The 19,228-nt window shown below is 73.8% G+C and carries 17 protein-coding genes; 8 read left to right on the forward strand and 9 right to left on the reverse strand.

The genetic code is table 11. From position 1 onward, the window contains the following. The 7 genes from EPD83_RS17330 to EPD83_RS17360 all read right to left on the reverse strand — a co-directional run. Positions 1-1,066 (reverse strand): hypothetical protein (locus EPD83_RS17330; protein WP_205859583.1); only part of this gene is annotated, 1,066 nt, incomplete at its 3' end. Further along, a complete protein-coding gene (locus EPD83_RS17335) occupies positions 1,063-2,193 on the reverse strand; it encodes a glycoside hydrolase family 15 protein (protein ID WP_128367927.1) in 1,131 nt (376 codons plus the stop codon). The genes EPD83_RS17335 and EPD83_RS17330, both read right to left, overlap by 4 nt. 91 nt (positions 2,194-2,284) lie before the next feature. Then, a complete protein-coding gene (locus EPD83_RS17340) occupies positions 2,285-3,547 on the reverse strand; it encodes an ABC transporter substrate-binding protein (RefSeq protein ID WP_165566924.1) in 1,263 nt (420 codons plus the stop codon). 44 nt (positions 3,548-3,591) lie between these two features. After that, a complete protein-coding gene (locus EPD83_RS17345; RefSeq protein ID WP_205859584.1) occupies positions 3,592-4,518 on the reverse strand; it encodes a carbohydrate ABC transporter permease in 927 nt (308 codons plus the stop codon). Next, positions 4,511-5,299 (reverse strand): carbohydrate ABC transporter permease, encoded by a 789-nt coding sequence (locus tag EPD83_RS17350; protein WP_235950689.1) that lies wholly within the window; start codon positions 5,297-5,299, stop codon positions 4,511-4,513. The genes EPD83_RS17345 and EPD83_RS17350 overlap by 8 nt, the downstream gene beginning before the upstream one ends. 155 nt (positions 5,300-5,454) lie before the next feature. Beyond that, positions 5,455-6,663 (reverse strand): ROK family transcriptional regulator, encoded by a 1,209-nt coding sequence (locus tag EPD83_RS17355; protein ID WP_205859585.1) that lies wholly within the window; start codon positions 6,661-6,663, stop codon positions 5,455-5,457. A 281-nt stretch (positions 6,664-6,944) separates the two neighbouring features. Continuing rightward, the gene (locus EPD83_RS17360) at positions 6,945-8,777 is read right to left on the reverse strand and encodes a flavin-containing monooxygenase (protein ID WP_165566925.1); all 1,833 of its coding nucleotides are present in this window, start codon (positions 8,775-8,777) and stop codon (positions 6,945-6,947) included. A gap of 191 nt (positions 8,778-8,968) precedes the next feature. Here EPD83_RS17360 and EPD83_RS17365 point away from each other — a divergent pair, with 191 nt between their 5' ends. Then, positions 8,969-10,168: a GAF domain-containing protein gene (locus EPD83_RS17365; RefSeq protein WP_165566926.1), complete on the forward strand. Its 1,200-nt coding sequence runs from the start codon at positions 8,969-8,971 to the stop codon at positions 10,166-10,168. Positions 10,169-10,188: 20 nt separating this feature from the next. On the opposite strand, the gene EPD83_RS17370 is transcribed toward EPD83_RS17365, so the two are convergent. Both EPD83_RS17370 and EPD83_RS17375 read right to left on the reverse strand, forming a co-directional pair. Then, positions 10,189-10,989 carry a ferredoxin reductase gene (locus EPD83_RS17370; protein ID WP_128367543.1) on the reverse strand — a complete coding sequence of 267 codons (801 nt, stop codon included), beginning with the start codon at positions 10,987-10,989 and terminating at the stop codon, positions 10,189-10,191. Positions 10,990-11,002: 13 nt separating this feature from the next. Next, positions 11,003-11,611 carry a sulfite oxidase-like oxidoreductase gene (locus EPD83_RS17375; RefSeq protein WP_128367544.1) on the reverse strand — a complete coding sequence of 203 codons (609 nt, stop codon included), beginning with the start codon at positions 11,609-11,611 and terminating at the stop codon, positions 11,003-11,005. Between the two features lie 143 nt (positions 11,612-11,754). Between EPD83_RS17375 and EPD83_RS17380 the strand changes: the two genes are divergently transcribed. The 7 genes from EPD83_RS17380 to EPD83_RS17410 all read left to right on the forward strand — a co-directional run. Then, on the forward strand, positions 11,755-12,693 hold the full coding sequence (locus tag EPD83_RS17380) for a zinc ribbon domain-containing protein (RefSeq protein ID WP_165566927.1): 939 nt from the start codon (positions 11,755-11,757) through the stop codon (positions 12,691-12,693). An 11-nt stretch (positions 12,694-12,704) separates the two neighbouring features. Beyond that, positions 12,705-13,454 carry an SDR family oxidoreductase gene (locus tag EPD83_RS17385; protein ID WP_165566928.1) on the forward strand — a complete coding sequence of 250 codons (750 nt, stop codon included), beginning with the start codon at positions 12,705-12,707 and terminating at the stop codon, positions 13,452-13,454. Positions 13,455-13,513: 59 nt separating this feature from the next. Further along, a complete protein-coding gene (locus EPD83_RS17390; protein ID WP_128367925.1) occupies positions 13,514-14,416 on the forward strand; it encodes a hypothetical protein in 903 nt (300 codons plus the stop codon). A gap of 172 nt (positions 14,417-14,588) precedes the next feature. Beyond that, positions 14,589-16,346 (forward strand): S8 family peptidase, encoded by a 1,758-nt coding sequence (locus tag EPD83_RS17395; RefSeq protein ID WP_128367926.1) that lies wholly within the window; start codon positions 14,589-14,591, stop codon positions 16,344-16,346. Positions 16,347-16,359: 13 nt separating this feature from the next. After that, the gene (locus EPD83_RS17400) at positions 16,360-17,688 is read left to right on the forward strand and encodes an alpha/beta fold hydrolase (protein ID WP_165566929.1); all 1,329 of its coding nucleotides are present in this window, start codon (positions 16,360-16,362) and stop codon (positions 17,686-17,688) included. Between the two features lie 119 nt (positions 17,689-17,807). Continuing rightward, positions 17,808-18,008 (forward strand): DUF4177 domain-containing protein, encoded by a 201-nt coding sequence (locus tag EPD83_RS17405; protein WP_165566930.1) that lies wholly within the window; start codon positions 17,808-17,810, stop codon positions 18,006-18,008. 289 nt (positions 18,009-18,297) lie between these two features. Further along, positions 18,298-19,228 (forward strand): peroxidase family protein (locus EPD83_RS17410; protein WP_322095803.1); only part of this gene is annotated, 931 nt, incomplete at its 3' end.

Here is a 19,228-nt window from a genome sequence, read left to right on the forward strand (position 1 = left end):
CGGCGTCGCGGAAGATCATGATGCCCTCCTCGTCCGACCACGCCTCGATGACGACGACGCCGACGGGGATGTCGAGCTCGCGGTGGGTGTCCATCCGTTCGCGCACGAGGCGCTGGGTGTTCCACTCGTTCCCGGACGCCCAGAGGCGGAACACCCAGGACGGCAGCTCCTCGGCGCGGCCGACCTCGTCGAGGAACGCCGTGAGCACCTCGGTGGGCGTCCCCTCGAACACCCCGACGTCGAGGGTCTCGGACGTCGAGCCCCCCAGGGCGACCTCGACCTCCAGCCGGCCGGAGTCGGCGGCGCCGACGTCGTACCAGGTGCGCCGCGTGGTGCGCACGTGGAAGCCCCACGAGCCGCCGTCGGCCCCCACGACGTGGGCGAACGGCATGGGCAGGTAGGTGCGGCGGTGCCGGCCCTGGGACTTGTACTGCTCGAAGACGACGGCGTCCGGGGTGCGACCGGCCTGGTCGAGCGCGTCGTAGCGCTCACCCAGACCGACGACGTGGTCGCCGGGGCGCAGGGCCAGCGCCAGCCGGGCCCGCTCGACCCCGGTGTCGGTGACCAGCCACTCCAGCGAGCCGTCGACGACCCGCTGCCCGCCTCCGGTGCACGTGGCCGCCAGGCCGTCCGGGACCTCGTGCACCCAGCGCGCAGGTCGGATTGTGTACCAGTCGGTGGTGTGCTCGCGGCCGTCACCGGTGCGGGCGTGGAAGCGGTAGGCGAACGGACGGTCCACCGGCGGCGTCGTGGCCGCCCAGCCGCCCTCCCCGCCGAGCTGTGCCGCCTGGGCCGCCGCCAGGTGACCCTCGCCACCGGCGAGCGCGGCGGCGTCGGCCTCGGCGGCCACCCGCGGGTCCAGGCGAAGGACCTCGGGTGCACCGGGGCGACCGGTCTCGTCCAGCGGGGCCCAGTCGCAGGTCACGGCCGCGACCTCCGGCACGGCCTGGACACCGAGCAGCACCCGTTCGCCCGACATCGGCAGAACCGGCACACGCTGGTCCAGCGACGTGGCGTACGGGTGCTCGATGCCGTGCGGCCGGTGCTCGACCAGTGCTCCGGTCACGCGGGGACCTCCTGCAGCCGGCCGAGCTCGTCGGCCAGCACGAGGTACATACCGTGCGACCACAGCAGCGGCGTTGCGACCTCGCCCCAGCGCTCGACCCACTCGTCGCGGCTGCCCGGGTGCAGGAGGTCGTGGCCCACCTGCTCGGGCATCTCGCCGTCGTCGGTGACCTGGCCGGCCACCCACTCCAGCAGCCGCAGGGCGCCGTCCCGCTCACCCTGGGCCGCGAGGTTCCAGCCGAGGAAACACGACAGGAGCAGCCACTGCCCCCCTCCGTAGAAGACGTCGGCGAGGAAGCGGTGGACCCCGCCGTCGGCGTCGAGGTCCGATGCGACGGCGGTGAGCGTCGCGCGAGCCAGCGGCGACCCGACCTCGACGAGCCCGAAGGGTACGATGCACGCGGGCAGGGAGCCGTCGACGGCGTTGTCTCCCAGCCACTTCGTCAGGTGCCCGTCCGCGACGCCCTCGGCGAGGACGAGCGCGCGGGCGGCGGACGCGACCTCGCGGCAGCGGGCCGCGCGCCCCTCGTCCAGCACGCCGGCCTCGGCGACCGCCTCCAGCCCGCCCACGACCGCGGCCAGTGTCGAGACGTGCCGCTGCTCGTCGTGCTCCTCCCACCAGTCGTAGCAGGGCTCGGCCCAGAACGCGCAGGCGAAGTCGACCGCGACCTCGATGCCGCGCCTCCAGCGCCGCAGGTCGCCGCCGTGGCGTCGGGCGTGCGTGACCACCGACCAGAGCCAGGTGCCGTAGCCGTCGGTCTGGAAGTCCCACCACTCGTCGGTGCCGTCGGCGCCGTCCAGGGTGAATCGCGTCGGCAGCAGCAGGTCGCCCGGTACCTCACGGCCGGCGGACCGCAGGCTCAGGACCTCGTCGAGCCGGTCTCGACGTGCGCCCAGGGTGCGGTCGACCCAGTCGTGGAAGGCGTCGACGGAGGCGACGTCGCCGTACCGCGACATCCCCTCGGCGGTGAATCCGCCGTCCCGCAGCCACGCGTAGCCGCGGTAGGCCGAGAAGGTCGGGGACGCCGGGTAGGCGCCGGAGGGGTGCTGGTGCTGGCGGATCACGGCATGGCTGCGTCGGGCCAGGGCCGCGAGGTCGTCGGCGCGGTGGTGGTCGATCGTCGTCATGGTCGGCTTCCCCGGTCGGTCCGTCGGGCCCGGGGCGGGTCGCGCCCCGGGCCCGATGGAGGTCGATCTCGTCGGTCGGTGGATCAGTCGGTCACTTCAGGAGGGCGTCGACGGCCTTCGCCGCCTTGGCCACCGCCTCGTCTACCGGGGTCCGGCCGGCGGCGGCGTCGCCGAGCTGCTTGTCCACGGCGTCCTGCATCTCTTGCTGACGCTCGATGACCGGCGGCAGCACCGTGGCGTCGAGGGAGTCGAAGACGGCCTGCCGATTCTTCGGCTCGCCGGTGTCGAGGTAGCTGGCGAGCTGCGACTCGTCGGCGACCGGCGGCAGCTCCCAGCTGGTCTCGAGGCGCTTCTGGACCATCTCGTCCGAGGAGGTGAGGAAGGTGACCCACTTCTGGGCGGCCTCCTGGTTCTTGCTCTGGGCGTTGACGACGGCACCGTTGGTGAACATCGCCGAGGCCTTCGTCGTGTCGCCCGGCTCGACGACGATGTCCCAGTCGAAGGGGGCGTCGGCCATCCCGCCGAACATCCAGATTCCGGTGTGCCACATCGCGAGCTTGCCGTCCTTGAACAGCTTGGAGTCGAAGTCCGGGGTCCCCGCACCGTCGGCCTCCATGGGCATCGTCGTGCCGGACTTGCCGACGAGCCACTCGGCGGCGGCCCGCCCCGCGTCGGAGTCGAACGCCGCGGCGGACCCGTCGGGGCTCACGAACTCGCCGCCGGCCTGGGCGACCGCCTTGTAGTACTCGAAGAACGAGATGGGCTGATAGTCGCCCCAGACGCCCTTCTTCTTGTCCGTCAGCTTCTCGGCCGCGGCCTTCTCGTCGGCCCAGGTCCAGTCCGCGGTGGGCTCGTCGACGCCGGCCTCGGCGAAGAGGTCCTTGTTGTAGAAGAGGACGACGTTGGAGAAGGACTCGGGCAGGCCGTACTGCGTGCCGTCGGCCGAGAACGCCTCGAGCAGGGAGGGCTTGTACGCCGAGCCGTCGACGTCCTTGAGCGCCGCGAGCGAGCCGTTCGAGGAGTAGGTGACGAAGTTCTCGTAGTTGAGCTCGAACGCGTCCGACGCCGTGCCACCGGCGACGGCGGTCTGCAGCTTCGTGAAGTAGTCGTCGTAGGGGACGGTCTCGAGCTGGATCTTGATGTCGGGGTTCGCCGACTCGAACGCGCTCTTGATGGCGTCGAGGTCCTGCTCGTGGCCGCCGTTCGCGGAGAAGTTCATGTAGCGGACGGTCACCGGGCCACCCGTGGCCGCGGCGTCGTCGGTCCGCGTGGCCGATCCCTGCGCACAGGCCCCGAGGGCGAGAGTGAGGGCGATGGCGGCAGGCGCGGCGCTGCGCCTGATGATGGTGCGCATGGTGGGGGTTCCTTTCGGTGGGGGTGCGCTGGAGGGAGCGAGAGTCACTTGATGCCGGTGTGGGCCACGCCGGCGATGATGTGGCGCTGGGCGAGCAGGTAGACGACGGCGATGGGGACGATCGAGAACACCGAGCCCGCCATGACGACGTCCCACTCGGTGGTGAACTGGCCCTGCAGGGTCGCCAGGCCGAGGGGCAGGGTCATGAACTCCGGGGAGCGGATGATGACCAGGGGCCACAGGAAGGTGTTCCAGCTGGCCATGAAGGCGAACACCGCGACGGTGGCCAGGGCAGGGCGGACGAGCGGGACCACGATCTGCAGGAAGATCCGCAGGTGGCTCGCGCCGTCGATCGTCGCGGCCTCGTCCAGCTCGCGGGGCACGGACTCGACCGCCTGCTTCAGGAGGAAGACCCCGAACGCCGAGGCGATGCTGGGCGCGAGCAGCCCGGCGTAGGTGTCCTGCAGGTTCAGGGTCTTCATCTCGATGAACAGCGGGACGACGAGCACCTGCAGGGGCACCATGAGCGTCGCGAGGTAGAGACCGAAGACGACGTTCTTGCCGCGGAACTCCAGCCGCGCGAACGCGTACGCCGCCATCGCGCCGGTGACCAGCTGCATGCCGGTCGAGGCGACGGCGACCCAGAACGAGTTCAGCGCGATCCGCCACATCGGCAGGGTGTCGAGCAGCGTGCGGTAGGCGTCGAGCGTGGGGTCCTTGACGATGAGGGTCGGCCCCCCGGCCAGGCTGCCGTCGGGGGTGACCGAGGTGACCACCGTCCACAGGAAGGGGAAGAGCATGAGGGCGGCGCCGAGCGCAACGAGCACAAGGGTGAGCGCCCGGCCGGGACGAAGCCGGCGGCGCGCAGCCCGGGCCGCGGGGGCGGGAGCGGTGGTGGTGCGCACGGGCTCCTCCGGGGGCTCGGGGGCGGAGACCGGCACGGCGGTGCCGCGGGCGAGGGTGTCAGGCATGGTGGACCCACCGTTTCTGGCCGCGGATCTGCACGGCCGTGATGAGGAGGATGACCGCGAAGAGCAGCCAGGACAGGGCGCTGGCCTCACCCGCGCGGCCGTACCGGAAGGTGAGGTCGTAGATCTGGCCGACGACGACCTGGCTGGCACCGGAGGGCCCGCCGCCGGTCATCACGTACACCTGGTCGAAGACCTGGAAGCCGTTGATGAGGCTGATGACGACGACGAAGAACGTCGACGGCGACAGCAGCGGCAGCGTGATCCGCCAGAAGCGCTGCCAGGCGTTCGCGCCGTCGGCGCGGGCGGCCTCGAGCACGTCGGCCGGGATGGCCTGCAGCCCCGCGAGCATGATGACCATGACGAAGCCGAGGTCCTTCCACGCCGAGGACAGGATGACCGCCGGCAGCGCCCACGTCGGGTCGGTCCACCACCCCGGCTGGGGCAGGCCGACCGCGCCGAGCACGGTGTTGACCAGGCCGTTGGAGGGGTTGAGCAGCCACTTCCAGACCAGGGCCACGACGACCCAGCTCGTGACGACGGGCAGGAAGAACGCGGCCCGGAAGAGGCTGCGGCCGCGCAGGCGCTGGTTGAGCGCCAGCGCCAGACCGAGCCCGCCGGCGTACACGAGCGGCAGGTACCCCAGGCAGTACAACAGGGTGTTGCGGAAGACGTGGCGGGTGGTCGGGTCATCGAGCAGCCCGCGGTAGTTGTCCAGGCCCACCCATCTCATCGGCGAGATGAGGTTCCAGGAGTGCAACGACACCCACACGGAACCCAGCATCGGCAGGACGGTGAACATCAGCAGCGGAATCGCGCTCGGGGCGAGGAACAGCAGGACCCAGCCGCGGTTCCGCCAGGCCGAGCCTCTGGCCCCACCGGCTCGGGACGCGCCGCCCGCAGACGGACGACGGGTCGGGCGCAGCGCGCCGACGACGCTCACCGCGACACCGCCGCGGTCTGGAGGCGGGCCCGGACGAGCTCGCCCTCGCGGCCGGTCGACACCGCGTCGAAGGGGGTCGCGAGCACGAGGGAGGCCGCGCCGACCGCCCAGCGGTCCTCGCTCCAGGGTTCGATCCGCACCGGGACGCCACGTCGGGTGGGCATGAGGTGGCGCCGCAGTGCCTCCTCGAAGGCGGACTCCCAGAAAGTCCATTCCCCGATGCCCTCTCCGAGGACGACGACGACCTCGGGGTCGAGCAGGTGCACGGCACCCGCCAGCGCCCGGCCGAGCAGCGTCCCCGCGTCGGCGTAGACCGACCGGGCCGCGGCGTCGCCGTCATGAGCGGCCCGGGCGAGGTCGGCGACCGTGCCGCCGGCGGTGAGGACCCGGCGCTCGCGGGCCGCCGCGAGCAACCCGGACTCGCCGACGAACCCCTCGAGGCAGCCGTGGTTGCCACAGCCGCAGAGGGGGCCGTCAGGAGCCACGGGGGTGTGTCCGAACTCGCCCGCGCCGCCGTGCGCCCCGCGGCTCACGACGCCGCGGGTGACGATGCCGAGCCCGACGCCACGACCGATGGTGACGACGAGGAAGTCCTCGTGGTCGCGGCCGGTGCCGTAGAGCGTCTCGGCGGCGGCGAGGGTGTTGACGTCGTTGTCGACGAGCACCGGCAGCTCCAGGGCCGCGCGCAGGGTCGGACCGACGGGCACCCGGTCCCAGCCGAGCGTCGGCGCGTCGACCACGCCGGAGGCCTGCCCGTCGACGGCGCCCGGCAGCCCGACGCCGATACCCAGCAGCGGGCCGACGTGGCCGGCGACGGCCTCGGCGAGCACGTCGGTCAGCGCGTCGAGTGCGTGCGGCCGGAAGGCGTCATAGTCGACGGACCGGTCGGTGCGCACGGCACCGTCGAGGCCCACCGAGACCAGCCGGACGTGGTCGGCGGTGACCTTGATCCCGATGGCTCCCGCGGCGTCGTCGACGAGGCCCAGCAGCCGGGCCGGACGTCCGCCCTGGCTCGGCACGGACGCGAGCTCGAGGACGAGGTCGCGGGCGAGGAGCTCCTTGGTCGTCTGGGTGACCGTCGCCGGGCTGACCCCGAGCGCCCGGGCGATGTCGGCCCGCGAGGTCGGACCACGCGTGCCGAGCAGCCCGAGCATGGCGGCCCGGACCACGTCGCCGCGCGAGGTGCTCAGCACGGGCTGTGACATCGTCGTCACTCCTTTTTTCGACACTAAATTTAGAACCAAAGTAACTGTGCGGAGGGACATCGTCAAGACCCCCGCCGACACCGGTGGTCACGGTCCGGTCACGACCGCAGCCCCGTCGGACGGCGCCCAGCCGGGCCGTCGGGACGGCGGCCGTACGCGCGACGGAGGGGCCGTCTGGACTGCGGCGGTCGTGATGACCCCGGACACGACGACGTCGGCCGGGTCGCCGCGATGCAACGCATCTCTCGGCGACCCGACCGACGTCGTCGGGACGGCCAGGGTCAGGCGGTGTGGTGCACCTCCTGCAGCCGGTGGACGGGGGTGTCGATGCCCTCGAAGCGGGCCTTGAGCTGCAGCGCGAGGAACTGGCTGTAGTGCCGCGACTGGTGCAGGTTGCCGCCGTGCATCCACAGGTTCGGCACCTGGGTCGGCTTCCACATGTTGCGCTGCTCGCCCTCCCACGGGCCGGGGTCCTTCGTCGTGTCCGAGCCCAGGCCCCAGCACTTGCCGAGGCGGTCGGCCGTCTCCTGGTCGACGAGGTCGGCCACCCAGCCGTTCATCGAGGTGTAGCCCGTGGCGAAGACGACGAGGTCGGCGGGCAGCTCGGTGCCGTCGTCGAGCACGACGGCGTCCTCGGTGAGCCGGACGACCTGCCCGTGCGCGAGCTTAACCTCCCCGTTCGCGACGAGCTCGGCGGCGCCCACGTCGATGTAGTAGCCGGAGCCGCGGCGCAGGTACTTCATGAACAACCCCGAGCCGTCGTCGCCCCAGTCGAGCCAGAAGCCGGCGTTCTCGAGACGGTCGTAGAAGTCCTTGTCGACCTCGGCGACCTTCTCGTAGATCGGGGTCTGGAACTCGTGGAGGATCCGGTAGGGCAGCGAGGCGAAGATCATGTCCGCCTTCTCGGTCGTCACCCCGGCGGCCACGGCGCGCTCGGAGTACAGGTCGCCGAGGCCGTACTCCATGAGGCTGTCGGACTTGATGATGTGGGTCGAGGTGCGCTGCACCATCGTCACGTCGGCGTCGTTCTCCCAGAGCGCGCCGCAGATGTCGAAGGCGCTGTTGTTGCTGCCGATGACGACCGCCTTCTTGCCGGCGTAGGCGTCCGGTCCGGGGTGGCGCGAGCTGTGGTGGACGTCCCCGCGGAACACGTCGACGCCCTCGACCTCCGGCATGCGCGGCTGGCCGGACATGCCGGTGGCGAAGACGACGTGGGTGGGCCGCAGGGTCAGCGGCCGGCCGTCCTTCTCGACCTCGACGGTCCACTCCCCCGCCTCCTCGCTCCACGTCGCGCTCTTGGCCTCGGTGTTGCTCCAGTAGGGGATCTCCATGACCGTCACGTAGCTCTCGAGCCAGTCGCCGATCTTGTCCTTCGGGGCGAAGACCGGCCAGGTGTCGGGGAACTTGATGTAGGGCAGGTGGTCGTACCAGACCGGGTCGTGGAGGCAGAGCGACTTGTACCGGTTCCGCCACTGGTCGCCGGGGCGGGGGTGCTTGTCGACGACGAGGCTCGGCACCCCGAGCTGCCGCAGCCGCGAGCCGAGCGCGATGCCGCCCTGTCCGCCGCCGACGACGAGCACGTAGGGCTGGGTCGTCGAGCCGAGGGACTCGGCCTCGTCCTGGCGCTGCTCCTTCCACGTCCGGCGCGTCTTGTTCGCGCCGTGCTCGGCGCCCATCCGCCGGTTGGTGCCGCGCGGCTCCTCGTGGCCCTTGAGCTCGTCGAGGGTGGTGAGGAACGTCCACGCCCGGTCCTCGCCGTCCTCCTCCGTCAGGCGCAGCAGACCCGAGCCGCGGCCGACCGCGGTCTCGAACCGGAACCAGGCGGTGACGACGCCACCGTCCTCCGTCGCGTCCTCGGTGGTCCCGAAGCCCGAGGGGTCGGTGCGCTCCAGCGTCGCGTCCAGCAGGTCGCGCACGCCGTCCGGGTCCTCGACGGTGGTGATGTTCCAGGTGAAGGACACGAGGTCGCGCCAGAAGCTCGTCGCGGCGAACATGCCGGCGGCGCGCTCGGTGTCGCGGGCGGCCAGGGCCTCCTCGAAGCCGGTGAGCCAGGCGGCGGCCCGGTCCTGTGGCGCTCCCTCCTCGGTGGCGGGGCGCTCCAGGGTGTCGGTCATGCAGGGCTCCTTCCGGGCAGGGCGGGGCGTCGTCGACCCGCCGTCACCGTCCAGGACACCCCCGCGCAGCCCGGCCCGGGAAGGGTTGCAGCACGTTGCACCTGGCCGTCCCGGCAGGGCGTGCGCCCCGGATCCGGACTAGCCTGACGAGGTCGCCCGCCGTCGTCGCGGCCGGGCGGGAGGAGTGGGCGATGACGCCGTACACGGGCAGTGCCGTGGTGCCGGGCACCGACCTCGGCCGGCACGCCCGTGCCCTGCGCGAGGTGCACGACGCCGTCATGGGCGGCGGAGCGCCGCCGGCCCCGGTACGGCCCCTGGTCTCCCGCTCGTGGACCCGGGTGCTCGGCTTCGGCCTGGACCCGACGCACGCGAACGCCCGCGACCCGCTCCCCCTGGCCGAGCTGGAACGGCGACGGCACCGCTCGCCGCTGGCGCTCGTCGTCGACGAGGTCCGCGGGGTGCTCACCTCGGTCGCCGACGCCTCGCGGTTCATCGTCGTCGTCACCGACGCCGACGGCGTCATCCTGTGGCGCGAGGGGTCGGCCGGGGTGCTGCGGACCGCGGACCGGCTCGGCTTCACCGAGGGCGCGACCTGGACCGAGGACCACGTCGGGACCAACGCCATCGGCACGGCGCTCGCCGAGCAGGCGCCCGTCCAGCTGTTCTCGGCCGAGCACTTCGAGGAGGGCCAGCACCCCTGGTACTGCACCGCCTCACCCATCCACGACCCGCGCACCGGGGCGCTGCTCGGGGTCGTCGACGTGTCCGGGCCGGCGCTCACGCTGCACCCGGCGATCGTCGCGCTCGTCGACACCGCGACCCGGCTCGCCGAGGCCCGGCTGTGGCGGCACCACGAGCAGTCGCTGCAGCGGCTCCGGCGCTCGGCCCAGCACGTGCTCGCGACGACGGCCGGGCCGGTGCTGCTCGTCGACGAAGACGGCTGGGTGGCGCACCACAGCGGCGTGCTCGTCCGCGACCGCATCGCGCCGCCGCGGGCCGACCGGCCGCTGACGGTGCCGGGGCTCGGGCTGTGCCGTCCGGAGCGGCTCGGGGAGGGCTGGCTCGTGCGGCCCGGCGGCGACGCGGGGACGCTGTCGGCGCGGCTGCTCGTCGTCGACGGCGAGGCCGTCCTCGAGGTGTCCGGCGGAGGGGACGGCGCGGGCTGGCGGGCGTCGCTCACCCCGCGGCACGCCGCCATCCTGCGGCTGCTGGCCGCCGCCGGACCGGACGGGCTGAGCGCCGCCGCGCTGAGCCGGGCGCTGTTCGGCGACGACGAGCACCGGGTGACGGTGCGCGCCGAGGTCAGCCGGCTGCGGCGCGCCGTCGGCGCCCTCGTCGCCGCCGCGCCCTACCGGGTCGCGGCCGGCGTGCACCTGACCTGCGACCCCTGACGGAACCGGCCCCGGGATCGTCAGGTGGGGCCGAAGCGCTCGGTGCGGATCGCGTCCACGGCGTGGCCCCGCTCCATGAGCAGGCGGGCCGCGGTCTCGACGAACCCGGTGGGCCCGCAGACGTAGACCCGCGGCGGGACGGCGGTGGCGTCCGGTGCGGGCAGGTCCTCGGCCCGGAGCCGGCCGGGCTCGCGGGAGTCGTCGGGCAGCCCGCCGCGCGAGTAGAGGCGGTCGACGCGCAGGCCGGGCGTGGTCTGCGTGAGGGCGAAGAGCTCGTTGGTGTAGAACACATGGTCCGGCGTGCGGGCCGAGCAGACGAGGTGGAACGGCTGGGCGGACCCGGCGCGGACCCGCGCCCGGACCATGGCCATGAGCGGGACGACCCCCGAGCCCCCGGCGACGAGCAGCACCGGGTCCGGCATCGACGGGTCCCAGCGGAACCAGCCGCCGACCGGCCCGCGGACCTCGCACTCGTCCCCGGGCTCCATGACCTCGACGAGGTAGGGCGACACCTCGCCCTCGCCGACCCGCTGGACGGTGACGGCGAGCCGGTCGCGCTCCGGCGCCGAGGCCATCGAGTACGTGCGCTGCGCGCGGTAGCCGTCGGCGGCGGTGAGGCGGACGTCGACGTGCTGGCCGGCGTCGCCACCCGGCCAGCCCGGGACGTCGAGGACGAGGGTGCGGGCGGTCCGCGTCTCGAGCCAGGCGTCGTCGAGGCGGGCGCGCAGCCAGGGCAGCGGGGCCGGACGCCCGGGGGTCGCGGGGGATTGGGCCGGCAGCCCGGCGTCGGGCGCGTCGGGCGTGTCGGGCGCGTCGGTCATCGGACGGCGGCGCTCAGTCGCCGACGTAGCGCTGCTCGCGCCACGGGTCGCCGTACTCGTGGTAGCCGAGCTGCTCCCAGAACCCGGGCGTGTCCTCGCGGCGCAGCTCGATGCCGCTCACCCACTTCGCCGACTTCCACAGGTACAGGTGCGGGACGAGCAGCCGGGCCGGGCCGCCGTGCTCGGGGGCCAGCGGCGCACCCTCGTAGGTGTGCGCGAGCCACGCCCGACCGTCCAGCAGGTCGGCCAGCGGCAGGTTCGTCGAGTAGCCGCCGTGGCCGCGGACCAGCGCGTACCGGGCGTCGGCGACGTCGACCCCGGCGGCGTCCAGCACGGCCGCGACGGGGACGCCACGCCACGTCGTGTCGAGCTTGCTCCACTGGGTGACGCAGTGCAGGTCGACGGTGACCTTCTCGGTCGGCAGCGCCATGAGGTCGGCCCAGGTGAGCGACCCGGTGTCGCCGCCGGGCCCGCTGACGTCGAGCCGCCAGGTCTCCGTCCGCACGTTCGGGGTCGCCCCGATCGACAGCACGGGGAAGGCCGACTCCAGGTACTGACCGGGCGGGATGCGCGGGTCCGGCTCGCTGCGGCGGCCGACGAACCCTCTGCTCACGACGTCCATGGGCGCCATTCTCACCCGCCCGTCGGTGCCCGGCACCCGGTGGGTGGCTCGGCCCGGCGGGTCCCGCGAGGACCGGAGCGGGTCCCGCCCACGGCCGCCTCGCGGGCTGGGAACCGGGCGCCACGGCTGGTTATGGTGGTCCGATGAGCGCTTCCGGACGGACCCCCGTCTCGTGTCCCGTGTGCGGGGCCGGCGTCCACCCCAGGGACCGGTTCTGCGCGGCCTGCGGGGCCGACGTCGTCGCCGCCGGGGACGGCTCCCTGTACGACGACCTCATGTCGCCGGACGACCGCGACGCCACCGCCGGCGGCGCGGCGGCGGGCGGCTACGACGACGGCTACGGCGGGCGGACCGCCGCGTACGACCCGCCGTCTCAGGACGACGCGGGGTACGCGGCGGACGACCGCTCCGGCCACGGGTACGACGACGACCCGGCCGGGTACGCGGCCGCCGGAGGGTACGCGGCCGGCTCCTACGCCGGCCGGTCCGGCGGCGACCACCCGTACACCGGCGGGGGCTACGGCGGCGCCGGTTACGGCGGTGACGCCCGCTACCCCAACGACACGAAGGACCCCTCGGAGGAGCGGCGCGGCCGGGGTGCGGTCCTCCTTCCCCTGGGCGTGCTGCTCGTCGTCGCGCTCGTGGCCGTCGTCGCCTGGCAGCTCGCGCCCCGCGGAGAGAGGACGGAGACCGCGGCCCCGGCGCCGTCGTCCTCCGCCCCGCCGGCGCAGTCCCCCTCCGCGACCGAGCCGTCGCCCGAGGACTCTCCCACCCCGGAGGAGTCGCCCTCGTCGGCGGAGCCCTCGCCGACGAGGAGCGAGGGCCCCAGGAAGGTGCGGATGGCCTCGAGCGCCGCGCGGTGCGGCGAGGACGGTGGCGCGGTGGCCTACCGCGGCAACGACGTCACCTCGTGCGAGTTCTCCGTGGAGGTCGCCAAGGAGCTCGGGAGCTCGGACCTGCCGGCCACCGTCACCGCCCGCTCGCCGGTGACGAAGAAGAGCTACACGATGCGGTGCCAGGACACCGCCCCCGTGACCTGCCGGGGCGGCAACGACGCCCTCGTCTACGTCGAGCAGGACTGATGGGGCCGGCTGTGCCGCCCGACCTGGTGGCCGGGCGGGTCGCCGTCGTCACCGGGGGCGCCCGGGGCATCGGGCTGGCGGTCGTCGCCGCCGTCGCCGCCCGCGGCGTGCACGTGCTGTGCCTCGACCACCCGTCCGCGGACCGCTCCGCCTTCGACGCCGTGTGCGCCGACGCGGGGGTGAGCGGTGAGCTCGTCGGCGTCGACGTGCGTGACCAGGCCGCGGTCCGGACGGCGGTGTCGTCCGCCGGCGACCTCGGGCGGGTGTCGTACGCCGTCAACTGCGCGGGCGTCGACGCGCTCGAGCCGTCCGCCGGGGTCGACGCCGCGTCGTGGTCCCGTGTGCTCGACGTCGACCTCGACGGGGTGATGTTCGCCTGCCAGGCCGAGCACGCCGTCATGGCCGGGGGCGGGTCGATCGTCAACATCGCGTCGATGTCCGGGCACGTCGTGAACCGCGGCGTCACGCACGCCGCCTACAGCGCCGCGAAGGCGGGCGTCATCCAGCTGTCCAAGGCGCTGGCCGTCGAGTGGGCACCGGAGGGGCTCCGGGTCAACTCCGTGAGTCCCGGCTACACGATGACGGCGATGACCCGGGACAACCCGCCCGAGGTCAACGCCGCCTTCGCCGACCAGACCCCGATGGCGCGGCTGGCCGAGGTGGAGGAGATCGCCGAGCCGGTCGTCTTCCTCCTCGGCGGGCGCGCGTCGTTCGTCACCGGCACCGACCTGCTCGTCGACGGCGGCTTCACCGCGTGGTGACGCCGGGCGGGGCCTCGTGGCGCCGCCCGGCGGAGCACCGACGGGCCGGCCGACGCCCCGTGCCGCGGCGGGTCGCCCTGCTGGCGGGCGTCGTCGTCCTCGCCGCCGTGCCGTCGGCGGTGTGGCTCGGGACCGGCGGTCCGGGCGGGCCCAGCGCCGGGCCGCCGACCCCGCCCGTCGCGACCGCCCCGCCGACGCCGACCGCGCCACGCCCGGAGCCGCCGCGGCCGGCCCTGGTCGACCCCGACCCCGCGACGGCCCGCGCGTTCGCGGCGGTCCGGGGCCGCCTGCACGGCGAGGTGGGCCTGGCCTGGGTGGACGCCGACGGGATCCACCGGCTCGGCGGGCTGCGGACGGGGGCCGCGTGGTCGACGGTCAAGGTGCCGATGTCGGTGGCCGCGCTGCGCCGTCCGCAGGGCGACACCCGCGACCTCGTGACGCGGGCCCTGCGGCGGTCCGACAACGACGCCGCCCTCGCGCTGTGGACCGGCCTCGGCGGCGGAGCGCAGGCCGCGCGGCGGGTCGACGTCGTCCTCGACCGGCTGGACTCGGCGGAGACCCGGACCTCCAGCAGCGTGTCCGAGCCCCCGTTCAGCCCCTACGGGCAGACCCGGTGGTCGCTGACCGACCAGGCCCGCTTCGCGCGCGCGCTCACCTGCCGGGCGCCGCGCGACCCGGTCGTCCGGGAGGTGCTCGAGGAGATGGCGCAGGTCGAGCCGGGACAGCGCTGGGGCCTCGGCGGCGTCGAGGGTGCGCGCTTCAAGGGCGGCTGGGGTCCGGGCGCCGACGGTCGCTACCTCGTCCGGCAGCTCGGGGTCGTCGGCCGGGGTGGGCACCGGGTGGCCGTCGCGCTGGCCGCCCGGGCGGACTCCGGTGTGTTCGCCGACGGCGTCGCGGACCTCGACCTGCTGACGGCCGACGTCGTCACCGTCCTCGCCGACCGCCCCGGCTACTCCTGCTGACGCCCGGGCAGCGGGACCGGCGCCGCCGGGCCCGCGCATCCCCAACCCGGACTATTGCCGGGCCACCCGCACGACGGAACCATGGTCTCTCCGGCCTCGTCGCCGGAACGCTGCCGCGAGGTCCCGGCCACGGCGCGCGGAGCGGACGACCGGCTCGAGGGGAGCGTCAGGCATGGCGGACTCGCGGGACGACGACGCGGGAGGCGCGCAGGGCGCGGACGACGTGGGCGGTGCGTCGGCCGCGGGTGGGCGGCGTCGGCGCCGACGCGGCGCTGCGCGACCCGGCGGACGGCCCGCCCCGCACGAGGTCGGCCGGACCTTCGCGCGCACCTTCGCCCCGGCACCGCTCTACGACAAGGCCAAGCGCGACGAGTGGCAGCTCGAGACCGGACGGGACCGGCGCGGGCCGTACATCGTCGAGCTCAACGTCCAGCACGCCGAGGGCCTGGCGGGAGCGCACGCCGCGTTCCTCCAGTGCCACGCGGCGATCGCGTCGAGCCGGACCCCGGAGCCGGCGACGATCTCGCGCACCTACCTGGTCTGCCGCCTCACCTGGAGCGAGTGCCGGCGGCTCCTGCGCGAGGACGAGCGCCGGGCCCAGGAGCGGTCGGAGGGCTCCCCGGGCCGCGAGATGCGCCACCGCTCCGTCTACAAGCTGTGGCCGGACTTCCCGGTGCGCAGCCAGATCTACCGGTCCCTTCCGACGATCAAGGCCAACGCCGCCCAGCGCTCCTTCGAGGCCGAGGGCGCCGGGGTCGTCTGGGCCGTCGTCGACTCCGGGGTCGACGCCTCCCACCCGCACTTCGACACCCACCGCACCCTCACCGCGGACGAGGTGACGGACCTGCACCGCACCTTCGTCGACGTCGGTGGGGAGTACGCGCCGGGGGTGCCGCGCGAGGCCGCGCCGCTGGCCGACCCCGACGAGGCCGGCCTCGACCCCGACGAGCGGGCGCGCCGGGTCGCCGCCCACCGCGCGGCGGCGCTGCGGGACGGCTTCGGGCACGGCACGCACGTCGCGGGGATCGTCGCCGGGGCGGCACCGACCGGGCCGGACGTCACGGTGCGCCTGTTCGAACGGGTCGAGCGCACCGGCCGTCGGCCCGACGAGCCGGAGCGGTCCAGCGTCTCGCGGACCTTCGACGACGCCGTCCACCTGCACGGCGCCGCCCCGAAGTGCCGGCTCGTCAGCCTCAAGGTGCTCGACGACGACGGCGTGGGGCGCTCCAGCGACGTCATCCGCGCGCTGGTCTACATCCGCGAGCGGCTCAACGACAACCCGAAGATGCTGCGGGTGCACGGGGTGAATCTCAGCGTGGGCTACGAGTTCGACGCCGAGATGTTCGCGTGCGGGCAGAGCCCCATCTGCGCCGAGGTCGACCGGCTCGTCAAGGCCGGCGTCGTCGTCGTGGCGGCCGCCGGGAACACCGGGTACGGGCAGGTCGCCGCCAGCGAGCGCACCACGCACGTCGGGCTGTCGAACACCATCAACGACCCCGGCAACGCCGACCTCGCCATCACCGTCGGCTCCACGCACCGGGACGCGCCCTACATGTACGGCGTCTCCTACTTCTCGTCCAAGGGCCCGACCGGCGACGGACGGCTCAAGCCGGACCTCGTGGCCCCCGGCGAGCGGATCACCTCGTGCGCGGCGGGCAAGCGGCTCGACGCCGCCGTCGCGGACACCGACGCGGAGCGGGGCACCGGGTCGGCCCGGTTCGCCGACTACGTCGAGGACAGCGGGACGAGCATGGCGGCTCCGCACGTCTCGGGCGCCGTCGCGGCCTTCCTGTCGATCCGGCGCGAGTTCATCGGTCGACCGCAGGACGTCAAGCGCATCTTCACGACGACGGCCTCCCCGCTCGGCCGGGAGCGCTACTTCGAGGGGCACGGGCTCGTGGACCTCATCCGAGCCATCCAGTCGGTCTGAGAGGAGCACCACGATGCAGCGGTTCGACATCGAGTTCACCCAGGACGGCGCGGTCTTCGACGACGCGCAGGTGCAGGCGCTGGTCGAGGGGCTGTCGACCTCGGACCTGCTCGTCCTCTCGCACGGGTGGAACAACGACCTCGCCGAGGCGCGGGGCCTCTACGACGAGCTCGTCGGCAACCTCCAGCGGCTGCTCGACATCCGGGACCTGCCGGACGCCCCGGAGGCGTTGCGCTCACTGTCCGGCCGGGAGCTCACGGTCTGCCAGGTGTTCTGGCCGAGCAAGCGCTTCGCCGAGGCCGACCTCATCCCCGGGGGCGGTGCCGCGAGCGCGACGACGGAGGACCACGAGGCGCTGTTGCGCACGCTCGACGCGCTGGCCGAGGACCCCGAGCGGCTCGGCGAGCAGGACCGTCCCGAAGCCCGGGTCGAGCAGGTCGAGAGGGCCAAGGCGCTCGTCCCACGGCTGGAGACCGACCCCGGTGCCCGCGCGGAGTTCGTCGAGGCCCTGCGCTCCCTCACCGGGTCCGACGACGCGGTCGACGACGACGGCTACGAGGCCTTCGCGACCGCCGACCCCGAGGACCTCTTCGCCGGGATGAGCGACCCCGTCACCGCCCCCGCGGGGCCCGGCCGGCAGGGTGCCACCGCGGTCGGTGCCGACGGCGGCGCCGCGGGGCTCGGCGACCTGCTGAGCGGGATCGGCGCCGCGGCCCGCCGCCTGGCGAACCTCACGACGTACTACCGGATGAAGGCGCGCGCGGGCACGGTCGGGGTCCAGGGGCTGGCCCCGGTGCTGGCACGGTGCCGGGCGACCCCGCACGAGGACCTGCGCGTCCACCTCGTCGGACACAGCTTCGGCGGACGGCTCGTCACCGCCGCCGCCAACGCGCTGCCCGACGACGCCCGGGCCTCGACGCTGACCCTGTTGCAGGCCGCGTTCTCGCACAACGGCCTCTCCGGCCGCTTCGGCGAAGGGCAGGAGGGCGCCTTCCGCGCAGTCCTCGCCCGGCAGCGGGTGACCGGTCCGGTGGTCGTCACCCACACGAAGAACGACCGGGCCGTGGGCGTCGCCTACCCGCTGGCCTCGCGCATCGCCGGTCAGAACGCGGCGTCCCTCGGCGACGCCGACGACCCCTACGGCGGCATGGGCCGCAACGGGGCGCAGCACACGACCGAGGTCGACGGCCGGGCGGCCGTGCTGGAGCAGGTCGGGCACGCGTACGGGTTCGCGCCCGCCAAGGTCTACAACCTCCTCGCCGACACCTACGTCCACGACCACGGCGACGTGCGGGGCGTCCAGGTCGCCTACGCGCTCCTCAGCGCGGTGGCCGCGTCCTGACGTCGACGTCCTCGCCGTGGTCGGCCCTCCGCCGGGCCGGCCGGGTGACCGGCTGCTGGGCTGGGGACGGCACGGGCGGCTACCGTCGGATCACCGTCCCCGATGCGAAGGAGGCCGCCGTGGCCTACCAGTACAAGGTCGTCGAGCTCCGGGAGAAGATGATCGGCGGCAAGATGTCCGGCGACCGTCTCGAGAAGGTCCTCAACGAGCAGGCGCGCGACGGCTGGCAGCTGAAGGCCATCACCTCCGCCGACGTCAAGGGTCGCGTCGGCCCCGGTGGCGTCGAGGGGCTGCTCGTCACCTTCGAGCGCCCCGCCTGACCCGCCTCCCGCCCGACAGCCGGCGCGCATACCGCACGGTTCTCCTCTCCCGCCGTGCGGCCGGCGACCACGCCGTGCCCGGGGGCTGCCAGGTCGGGGCCGCCGGTGCGGCTCCGCCGGGGGTCGGCCATGGCCCGATGGGGCCAGGTGCGCATTTCCGGAATGGCCCGGAATGCTCATGTACAGCCCTTTGCGACCTCCCTACCGTGGTGTTTCCACCGGCGAACCCGTGCGAGGTCCTAAATGCTCTCGACGGACCCGCGGAAATCCTCGACAGGAGCATTTCGGCATGGCGAACAAGGGCAGGAAGATCGGCCACGGCAGGCTCGACGAGAAGATCACCAGGGAGATGGTCGACGACGGCCGGCACCACTTCGGGCGGCTCGTCGAGATCAGGGGGAACGTGAAGCCGCTTCTGGTCAGCGAGCAGCAGGCCGCGGACCTGGCGGCGCAGATGACCGACCCCGCCACCGTCGGCGCGGAGGGCGACTCCGGCATCCCGGCCGGCTACACCTTCTTCGGCCAGTTCGTCGATCACGACCTCACCCTGGACGAGACCTCGATCCTCGGGTCGACCGCCGACCCCGACGACGTCGTCGACATCCGTACCCCGCGGTTCGACCTCGACTGCGTGTACGGCCTGGGCAAGCAGGGCTCCCCGGTGATCTACGACGGCGACCGGCTGCGGATCGACCACCACGACGGGGCCGACGACCTGCCCCGGGACGACGCGGACCTGGCCCTCATCGGCGACCCGCGCAACGACGAGAACACGGCCGTCTCGCAATTGCAGCTCGCGTTCCTCCGACTGCACAACGCCGTGCTCGACCGGGTGCAGTCGTCCCCGGAGCTCCGGCGCGGCGGTGAGAGCGACTTCGAGGCCGCCCGGCGCCTCACCCGCTGGCTCTACCAGTGGGCGGTCGTCCACGACTTCCTCCCGAGGATCGCCGGAAGGGCGGTCGTCGACGACGTCTTCCGCCGCCACGGCCAGGATCCGGTGCGGACGAAGCTCTTCGACTGGAGGAAGCGCATCGTCATGCCCGTCGAGTTCTCCGTGGCCGCGTACCGGTTCGGGCATTCCATGGTGCGCGCCTCCTATCCCCTCAATGCCGCGAACCCGGACGTCCCGTTCTTCGGCGGCGCGAACGACATGCAGGGGTTCCGCCGCCTTCCCGCCGGTCACACCATCGACTGGGGACACTTCTTCCCGGTCGACGGGT

The sequence above is a fragment of the Phycicoccus flavus genome (genome assembly GCF_004025965.2).
GTDB lineage: Bacteria > Actinomycetota > Actinomycetes > Actinomycetales > Dermatophilaceae > Phycicoccus > Phycicoccus flavus.